General features: G+C 39.0%; 12 protein-coding genes. 5 read left to right on the plus strand and 7 right to left on the minus strand.

The window, feature by feature from the left end:
• Positions 1–432: 432 nt before the first annotated feature.
• The 4 genes from B0I10_RS14955 to B0I10_RS15720 are packed head-to-tail and all read left to right on the plus strand — an operon-like array spanning position 433 to position 2027.
• Positions 433–1188, plus strand: a complete 756-nt coding sequence (locus B0I10_RS14955) for a hypothetical protein (protein ID WP_112087327.1) — start codon at positions 433–435, stop codon at positions 1186–1188.
• A 36-nt stretch (positions 1189–1224) separates the two neighbouring features.
• Positions 1225–1620: a DUF5675 family protein gene (locus B0I10_RS14960; RefSeq protein WP_112087328.1), complete on the plus strand. Its 396-nt coding sequence runs from the start codon at positions 1225–1227 to the stop codon at positions 1618–1620.
• A 10-nt stretch (positions 1621–1630) separates the two neighbouring features.
• The gene (locus B0I10_RS14965) at positions 1631–1846 is read left to right on the plus strand and encodes a hypothetical protein (protein ID WP_112087329.1); all 216 of its coding nucleotides are present in this window, start codon (positions 1631–1633) and stop codon (positions 1844–1846) included.
• A 4-nt stretch (positions 1847–1850) separates the two neighbouring features.
• On the plus strand, positions 1851–2027 hold the full coding sequence (locus tag B0I10_RS15720) for a hypothetical protein (RefSeq protein WP_181456970.1): 177 nt from the start codon (positions 1851–1853) through the stop codon (positions 2025–2027).
• A 101-nt stretch (positions 2028–2128) separates the two neighbouring features.
• Here B0I10_RS15720 and B0I10_RS14970 read toward each other — a convergent pair whose 3' ends face one another.
• The 4 genes from B0I10_RS14970 to B0I10_RS14985 form a co-directional block, all read right to left on the minus strand.
• Positions 2129–2785, minus strand: a complete 657-nt coding sequence (locus tag B0I10_RS14970) for a P-loop NTPase family protein (RefSeq protein WP_181456971.1) — start codon at positions 2783–2785, stop codon at positions 2129–2131.
• Positions 2772–3602 (minus strand): transcriptional regulator, encoded by an 831-nt coding sequence (locus tag B0I10_RS14975; protein WP_146740380.1) that lies wholly within the window; start codon positions 3600–3602, stop codon positions 2772–2774. Before B0I10_RS14975 ends, B0I10_RS14970 begins: the two co-directional genes overlap by 14 nt.
• Positions 3603–3882: 280 nt before the next feature.
• Entirely contained in the window at positions 3883–4929 is a 1047-nt protein-coding gene (locus B0I10_RS14980) for a helix-turn-helix domain-containing protein (RefSeq protein WP_146740381.1), read from the minus strand.
• A gap of 140 nt (positions 4930–5069) precedes the next feature.
• The gene (locus B0I10_RS14985; protein WP_112087332.1) at positions 5070–5555 is read right to left on the minus strand and encodes a hypothetical protein; all 486 of its coding nucleotides are present in this window, start codon (positions 5553–5555) and stop codon (positions 5070–5072) included.
• Between the two features lie 358 nt (positions 5556–5913).
• Between B0I10_RS14985 and B0I10_RS14990 the strand changes: the two genes are divergently transcribed.
• On the plus strand, positions 5914–6630 hold the full coding sequence (locus B0I10_RS14990; RefSeq protein WP_112087333.1) for a hypothetical protein: 717 nt from the start codon (positions 5914–5916) through the stop codon (positions 6628–6630).
• A 68-nt stretch (positions 6631–6698) separates the two neighbouring features.
• On the opposite strand, the gene B0I10_RS14995 is transcribed toward B0I10_RS14990, so the two are convergent.
• The 3 genes from B0I10_RS14995 to B0I10_RS15760 form a co-directional block, all read right to left on the minus strand.
• Positions 6699–7514, minus strand: coding sequence for an RteC domain-containing protein (locus B0I10_RS14995; RefSeq protein WP_112087334.1), 816 nt, complete (start codon positions 7512–7514; stop codon positions 6699–6701).
• Complete coding sequence (locus B0I10_RS15725; RefSeq protein ID WP_181456972.1) at positions 7453–7839, minus strand: hypothetical protein; 387 nt, start codon at positions 7837–7839, stop codon at positions 7453–7455. Before B0I10_RS15725 ends, B0I10_RS14995 begins: the two co-directional genes overlap by 62 nt.
• The coding region (locus tag B0I10_RS15760; protein ID WP_220086212.1) for a hypothetical protein at positions 7823–8124 on the minus strand (302 nt) is incomplete at its 5' end. The genes B0I10_RS15760 and B0I10_RS15725, both read right to left, overlap by 17 nt.

Consider the following 8124-nt stretch of genomic DNA (forward strand, 5'->3'; position numbering starts at 1 on the left):
ACTCTTCGATGGAAACCAGTTGGTGTTCCAATTTGTGGAAGTGTTTTTTGACTTCTAAAATCAAAAGTCTGGAGCTTCTGTAACTTTTACCAGTAATTCTTTGAACGTCTTTTGGGTATATGCAGACTCTTTTTTGTTCTGTTTTCATATCCTTTTTAATGTGGCAATTTGGCAATTGGTTGCTGTGTCAATTGATTAATTGTCTGTCAAAAATAGGGTTTTTATTGTCAAAACGCAATGTAAAAGTAGTCAAAAAAGGTCGTTTTGGTCAAATTGATTCATCTAAGGTCACGGTGATTTTGAGCCTAACAATTAATTCGTCAATATTTGCCTGTAAATCATTTCAAGATGCATCAAAAATGGGTTTATGCAGGCTGAAGGAATGGGCCTTTGAATCATTCCGCTATTTACACATTTTAAATTTTAGAAATTATGGCAAGACAGAAAGGCATAATTAAATTAAAAGGTACTATCGGTGATATTACTTTTTATAAGTCGAGTGACGGGTATTTAGCCCGCGAGAAAGGGGGACCGGATGCTAACCGCATTGCAACGGATCCTTCGTTTCAACGCACCAGAGAAAATGGTGCTGAATTTGGTAGAGCCGGAAAAGCCGGCAGAGTTTTACGAACCGCTTTGCGGGCTTTGCTTTTGAATTCCGCTGACGGTCGAATGGTCGGTCGATTGACCCAACGCATGGTGAAAGTTATTCAAGCCGATGCGGTTAATGAAAGGGGTTTGCGGAATGTGATTGATGGCGAGGCTGAATTGTTGGTTGGATTTGAGTTTAACATTCGCGGTAAGCTAGGTACTAGTTTATATGCACCCTTTCAGACTGCGATTGATCGTGTAACCGGAGCAATGACTATTGACATCCCTTCCTTTATTCCGTTGAATATGGTTGTGGCTCCGAGTGGCACTACTCATTTTAAAATCATTTCCGGTGGAGCTGAGGTTGATTTTGAGGAGGAAACGTATGTGGCTGAAAATTCAGAAACAGCCATTTTACCGTGGAGCTCTGTGCCAACCGCTGTGATTAACCATGTTAATATCGTGACTGCCAACAGTACAAAACCTTTGTTTTTGGCCCTTGGTATTGCGTTTTACCAAGAAGTCAATGGGCAAATGTATCCGTTGAAGAATGGTGCTTTTAATCCATTATCACTTGTTCAAGTAAGTGGATTGTAGTTTGGTGTTAGCCTTTGGAAATCAGCCATTAGACGTATGATTTTAGTTTTAACCAGAACTTATTTCCCCGACGGAACCAACGGGAAACTGGAATGCAATGGTGCATTTATTTGTTATACCATTGAGTTGCCTTGGAAAGACAACCAAGTTGGTGTTTCCTGTATTCCGGAGGGGGAATATTTTATTCGTAAGCGATACAGTGCTAAATTCAAGTGGCATTTGGAAGTGATGGATGTGCCACAGCGAAAATACATTCTTTTTCATCCCGCTAACTATGCACTCAAAGAATTGCATGGTTGTATTGCACCGGTTTTAACGCTTTCCGGTTCCGGGGTTGGGTTACACTCGCGGCGTGCTTTTGAAAAGTTGAAAGCTGCGGTTTATCGAGCCTTGGATAACGGTGAACGTGTACAATTAATTATTCACTCTTAAATTTTTTATTATGACAATTTTAGATCGAGCTAAAGCTCCTACCCCCAAATTTTTTAAAGTGCTTCGAACGATTGGGTTGGTTATAGCCGCGGTAGGCGGTACCCTTCTTACGGCACCTATTTCTTTGCCAGCGACCGTTGTTACGGTTGGCGGTTATTTGGCTGTTGCCGGTGGCGTTATGTCGGCGGTAAGTCAAGTAGCGAAAGAGGATTCACCAAAAGACTAAGGTGATGAATCATCCTCATTCTGTATCGATTGGTACAGCCGGAGGGACATTGCTAAGTATTGTGCCAGTTATCACGTCAACGGATGTTGTGAAAACGATTATTTTGGCCGCTATTGGAGCTGCGGTAAGTTGTTTGGTTTCGATGCTGATACGGTGTCTCTTTAAGAAGCAAAAAAAGTAAATTTTTTACCCTGACTTTTATGGTTGGGGTTTTTTTTTTGGGGGGGTAGGTTGTAGGTTGTAGGTTGTAGGTTGGAGGTTGGAGGTTGGAGGTTGGAGGTTTTAGCGTTTGTCGGGGGAGTTTTTATCGAAGGGGATGAGGTTGAACATTTGTCTCATGCGGGAGCGGACGCGGTCGCCGTAGCAGGTTTCGAGTTCGGAGGCGGAGAGGTTGGTGGTGACGTGGGTCATTGTTTTATTGGTGATGAAGCTGTCATAGCGGGTCAGGATGATTTCTGCCATGACATTGCATTCGTTGCCGAAATATTTTATTTGTTTTTCGGTTCCTAAATCGTCGAAGCAGATGTTGTTCATTTTTGATTGTTTTTCTTCTTTTTTGGTAAATGGGCTGAGGGCTTCGTAGCCTTTTGTTGCAAATTCGAAGGCAATGTCTCGGCATGGTATTATTTTGTAATTATGGCTTTGTGGTGAAAAAAAGTTAATGAGCCACATCATGGATGTTTTTCCGCAACCTACCGGTCCGGAAAGGATAATACCTTTGTTGACATCTATATTCATTGCCCGTGCTGTGCTTTCATCTCGAATGGCATAAATGAGTAATTTCTTGATGACCGGTACATCCTTTTCATGTATTTTAAATTTCTTACCAAATTGATGTTTACCGAGGTTTTCCAAGGTTTCGACACACTTTGCAAAATCATAGATTTTGACACCATTTTTGATTTCAAATGTTTTCTGAATTTCGTTATAAGGGTTCATCGTATTTGTTTTGGTTAGCTGTTTTAAGGTTACCCGGTGAAGGGGTTGTGGTGGTTGTTTGCACTGTTGTGCCGTTTTGTGTGTTGAGTATCCAGCTGTTTGCTGCCGCATTCCAATTGACCATCGGTGTTTTGCCTCCCACCAACCAGCCGATGCTTGCGAAATAATTGTAGAATTTGTGTGCTTCCGATTCCGGGTGGTTCTGTTCCTTGAAATAGGCAACTGTTTCGTGGATTGTGGGTTCTGTGAAGGCCTTCCTTTTTTTATGGAATTTTTTTTCTTCGGTGGTCTTCGTCTCTATTTCCTTTTTTTCCACATATTCCTTTTCTGATTTTTTTATTTTTTCAATTTTGTTTTCACCGTTTCTATTGTTTGTACTGTTTGTATTGTTTAATGAAGGTACTAGTGCTTGTTCGTTACCTGTTCCGATATTAGTCTGCTCCAATGCTAGTGGTTGTCCCGCAACTGTTTCATTATCCTGTTTAAAGAATGATGTGGTTGCATCTTGGGTAATGGTTGTTTGTTCTTGTTCGAAATTAATCAAGATCACATGACTGCCTCTGAATGGGTTGAAGGAAGGTTGGTAGTTGATGTAGCCCAACGCATGCAGGTTTTTTAAGCATTTGTGGTACGTGGCTTTGGAGCTGATTTTGCTTATTTGCATGATTTCGTCGCGGTTGATGCTGATGGGGTTTCGGAATCGATTGCAGTTCCAACATTGGAATAGGGCGATGTATAGGCTGATGTGTGTTGGGTTGAGGGATTGTTCTTGGATTACTTTATCGAAGAAGGCGGTGAGGTGTTTGATGTAGTTCATTTTTTTTTTGAGGTGCTAAGGTGCTGAGGTACTGAGGTACTGAGGTTTTGGTTTAAAAGTTTAAGAGTTTAAAGGTTTAAGAGTTTAAAAGTTTAAAGGTTTAAGAGTTTAAAAGTTTAAGAGTTTAAAGGTTTAAGAGTTTAAAGGTTTAAGGGATTAAAAGTTTAAGGGGGAGATGGAAATAGGGGGGTGACCATAACTAGTTTATTTAGTGTTATGGTGCAAAAGTGTTGGAAAGGGATTGGATTATATCACAAGGATATCCGAAGTTGTGAAGGATTTATTTTTCTGCTTTGAATTTTTTTAAGTTTTCAATGAAGTAGGTGGGGGAAAGGCCGGTGTTTTTTTTGAAGGCGTTGGTGAAATTGTGGGTGGAGCTAAATCCGACCTCTTCTGCTAAGGCTTTGTTGGTGTAATTTCGGAATTTTGATTCTGTTTTCAGTATGTTTATAATGTAGTTAATTTTGAGACTACTTACGTAGTCGATTGATTTTTTGTGGCGGTATTGTTGTATTACTCGGGCGACATACCTGGGGTTTGAATTGACGATGGTGGCCAACTTAGTAATCGTCAGGTCTTTGGTGAGGATTTTTTTGGAGTTTTCGAACTTTTCAAGCTTCTGCAAAATTGTTTGTACGACTTCCGGATTGATGTTTAACTCCCCATTTTCATTATAAACCGGTTTTGCTTTTCTTGATTGGCTGTTTTCGTTCTTCATTATCTCGTTGAATCGTTTCTTGAGCTTTTTTCGGTTTTGTATGTGATACAATAACAGTGCTATTGAAAAAGAGACGGTTAAACCGATGGTGCTTGAAAAGAGGATTTGTTGTGTCTTCTTTTCTTTTTCAATTCTCTTTTTTTCTGCTATCAGCTCCTTGGTGTCAAATTCTTTGAATATTTTTTTTGATAGGTATTGGAAGTTGACATTGAACAAACTGTCTGCTTTTATCAATTTTTGAATGTACCTTAACTGCTCATCTTTGTTTTTTTTATTTTTGTAGTATTGTATGAGCAGCTCAAAATTTTCTCTTAAGTCGGGTCTGATGTAGTTTTGTTTTTCGTATTCATTGTTGACTTTGATGAGGTAGGGCAACGCTTTGTTGTATTCTTTGCGACTCCAGTAGCTTTTTGCTATGTAAAAATATGCCACTGTTGCATTGGCAACATCATTTTTGTTTTCCAGTTCCGGGATGCAACGGCTCATTTGTTTGATTGCAAGGGTGTAGTTTTTTTTAAAGTAATGGTTTACCCCTTCCGACAAATTAAAATAAACCACCATTTCCTCGTTCTCCAATTCTTCGCTTACTTGGAGTCCGTATTTGTTCATGCCGGAAGATTTGTCAATTTCTTTTGTTTTTGTGTAGCACAAACCCAACGAATGGATTGTATTGAGGTAGGCCCGGTCATTCTCTTCTTTAAAATACGCTTTGCAGTCGTTGAAAAGGGCTATGGCCTCCTCGTAAAATCCTAAATAATATTTTGTGTGTGCGCGATTGAGTATTTGACTTTATGGATTGCATATTCGTCCTTTGTTAAGTGTAGAAATGCATTCGCTTGAATATAAAAATCCAGTGCCTTTTTTAATTCTTTTTGGTTGTAATAAATAATTCCTTTGGTGAGGTAGGCATTTCCAATAAGTCCATTGTCTTTTGACTTGAGGGATTCCAGCAGCAGGCTGTCGCTGTATTTGAGTAAGTGCTTTTTATCTTCGGCATACATTAATCCTCTATAGGCGTGTGCCGTTTCTCTGTAGTTTTTTTCTTTTTTTGCTTTGTGGAGCCATGCTTTGGCATACACTTTTGCGGTGGTGGAATCCGCTTTCAATTCATTTATTTTATTCTTGAAATAGGAATAGTCTTTGTTGCTCAGACTATCTTTTGTTATGTTGTTACTGTATGCCTTTGCAGTGATACAACAACACAGTGTTGACAGAAAAATTACGTACTGTTTCATCCTAGCTTTATTAAAAAATACGACACGTTGCTTCAGTGATTGAACGTGTTGCTATTGGTTAATACTGATTAATTGTAAATCCGGTAGATTTTTGGCGGTTTAAATATACATTATTTTCTTTAACGATTGTTTAGCGTTAGGTGGTTGACATTCAGTTCAAAGCTAACCTATTAATGGTGTTTAATTCAGGAATTTGACCTTGTAAATTCAGGAATTGACTACCAGACTGTTTGTGCAGTACTTTTTCCTCTCCTAGTTTTGCTTCGAATTCAAATGGGATTTTTTATCTCAATCTGTTCCGATTTACCCGGGGAAATTGAACAAAATACTCAATCGTTAATTTTTAAAAATTTATCACATGAAAACTATTTATTTGCGTTTTTTGTTACTTTTTCTATTCGCCGCTTGCACTCCTGAAGAAAAAGATATTGTTGAGGAACCCGTACTGAACTCTCACGTTTCCAGAGCAAACGTTTCTCCTTCCAATCCTTTTAATCCGTATGATGAAGTTGGGGCAGTTTATGGAGACTTGATGGCTATTTATTATGACAAAGATTCTGTTGTAACCGAATTGGATTCGCTGTTGCATTCGGTTGAAACTATCGCTTTTTCACTACCGGCTTTTTCAACTGTTTCCAGTACTTATGTATCGCCGACTGTATCGGCAATCGACTCTATTCTTGCTGCACCGAATGATCGCTTGGCTGCGTGTATTATGGATTCTTCTCTCTCCTTGGCTGCTCAATTGCGATTGACTGCTTTTGCGAATACGGCTTTGGTGTATGCTTTAGACTCGAGCGAATACCACGTTTTTTATGACCATGCTACCGCTTTTGAGTTGGAAGTGCAGTCTGATTTTGGTTATACGGCCTTTGATAAGCAAGTTTTATTGACCAGTAGTGCTATTTTTCGGTATACGGTTTATGCCAAAAAGAAAAAGCCTAAGAAGAATACTGATCCGGAATGGGATTTGATGGTTGGGAATTTTACTGGTGCGATTGAGGGTGCGAAGGTGGGTAAAGGTACTGCTGTTGTTTTTGCTTTGGTGACGGGCATTGCAGAAAATGATTTATAATTTGATTTTTTACTCTAAGGCAATCATTATTATTTTATTAGCAAAAGGCTACTTTGACGAGTAGCCTTTTATTTCTCATCTGCTTGGTTCATTCGTGTGATTAAGTTGGTTTGGAGTGTGTTGAGGAATTTGGTTCGCTCCGTTTTTCTAGCTTTGATTTCGAGGTAAATTCGGTTGAATTGGCCCAGCTCGGTGTTGAACATCGTTTGCATCAATTGACAGGTTTCGTTGAGTGAAGCTTTGCCATTATTGACCACTCCTGCTGCGTTTAATGCGTAAATTAATTCTACTAATGCTACTTTGGAACCGGTCCATTGGAGTTTACTTTTGTCTTCTTTCTCTTTTTTTGTTTTCTTTTTTTCTATTTTGTTAAGCAGTTGATTTTTGATTCGTTTCATCGCCGTGAAATTAGCTACTTCAAAATCCAATTGCGTTGTGAAAGTGGCGTCCATTTGCGACGAAAAAGAGGTGCTGTTTTCTCTATTTCTCAAAAAATATTTTTTGTTTACATCTGCTTTTTGTGAGCGAATGACTTGGTAGTTTTTGCTGTTTTTTTGGAAATAACGGTTGATTTTTTTTATTTCTCTTTGGTAGTACTTTTTTTGTTCCTTTAGCGTACCGGGTACTTTTCTTCTTTCAATTTTATGTTTTTGTTCGAGTTCTATTACTTTGGCCAGTAGGATAGGCTTTTGATTTTTAAAAAAGTCAATTTCTTCCGCTTCACTTTTAAACGTATGTTTTTGTGTTTTTTCTTTGAGGTTTTCGAGTTTTGTTAACGCGATTGTTCTGGCTTTTTCCAGCCATGGTAATGAATTTCTTTTTTCAGGAATTGTGTTGATTTCTGTTTTTAATTCGGCTAGGAGGGTAGTTAGCACTTCTTTCATTTTTACTATTTTGGAATTGATTTGAAGTGGGCAAAACTAATGGGATGGTTGATGTTTGGCAAGTGAGTGGGTGTAGGATTCCCGAATTTGATAGTGGAGATTCCTGAATTTTAGGGGGTGGGTTGTAGGTTGTCTGTTGTCTGTTGTCTGTTGTGGGGTTTGTTGTAGGAGTGAATTTCATTTTTCCTTCTGATTTTGTTGCTCTGGCACTAAATGGAGCAAAATCAGATTGTATTTCAGGAGAGGATTTCGTTTGTGCTATTGATTTTGTTGCCCCGGCCCTAAAGGGAGCAAAATCAGAGTGTATTTCAGGAGAGGATATCATTTAATTGTAAGCGTTCATTTGTTTTGAGCACGGTTTTTTTCCACCCGCCGCGGCGGGTGGGGGAAAGAAAAAAACAAAGTAGTGAATATAATTTTTCCACCTGATTTTGTTGCCCCGGCCCTAAAGGGAGCAAAATCAGAGTGTATTTCAGGAGAGAATAGGATTTCGTTTGTGCTATTGATTTTGTTGTCCCGGCCTGCCTAGGCAGGAGCAAAATCAGATTGTATTTCAGGAGTGAATATAATTTTTCCACCTGATTTTGTTGCCCCGGCCCTAAAGGGAGCA

This window comes from Flavobacterium lacus (assembly GCF_003268815.1).
Lineage (GTDB): Bacteria > Bacteroidota > Bacteroidia > Flavobacteriales > Flavobacteriaceae > Flavobacterium > Flavobacterium lacus.

Coding starts and splice junctions, on each gene's coding strand:
- B0I10_RS14990 (WP_112087333.1), top strand. CDS start 5,914: ATGAAAACTATTTATTTGCGTTTTTTGTTACTTTTTCTATTCGCCGCT.
- B0I10_RS14955 (WP_112087327.1), top strand. CDS start 433: ATGGCAAGACAGAAAGGCATAATTAAATTAAAAGGTACTATCGGTGAT.
- B0I10_RS14970 (WP_181456971.1), bottom strand. CDS start 2,785: ATGAACCCTTATAACGAAATTCAGAAAACATTTGAAATCAAAAATGGT.
- B0I10_RS14995 (WP_112087334.1), bottom strand. CDS start 7,514: ATGAAAGAAGTGCTAACTACCCTCCTAGCCGAATTAAAAACAGAAATC.
- B0I10_RS15720 (WP_181456970.1), top strand. CDS start 1,851: ATGAATCATCCTCATTCTGTATCGATTGGTACAGCCGGAGGGACATTG.
- B0I10_RS15725 (WP_181456972.1), bottom strand. CDS start 7,839: ATGATATCCTCTCCTGAAATACACTCTGATTTTGCTCCCTTTAGGGCC.
- B0I10_RS14980 (WP_146740381.1), bottom strand. CDS start 4,929: ATGAACAAATACGGACTCCAAGTAAGCGAAGAATTGGAGAACGAGGAA.
- B0I10_RS14975 (WP_146740380.1), bottom strand. CDS start 3,602: ATGAACTACATCAAACACCTCACCGCCTTCTTCGATAAAGTAATCCAA.
- B0I10_RS14960 (WP_112087328.1), top strand. CDS start 1,225: ATGATTTTAGTTTTAACCAGAACTTATTTCCCCGACGGAACCAACGGG.
- B0I10_RS14985 (WP_112087332.1), bottom strand. CDS start 5,555: ATGAAACAGTACGTAATTTTTCTGTCAACACTGTGTTGTTGTATCACT.
- B0I10_RS14965 (WP_112087329.1), top strand. CDS start 1,631: ATGACAATTTTAGATCGAGCTAAAGCTCCTACCCCCAAATTTTTTAAA.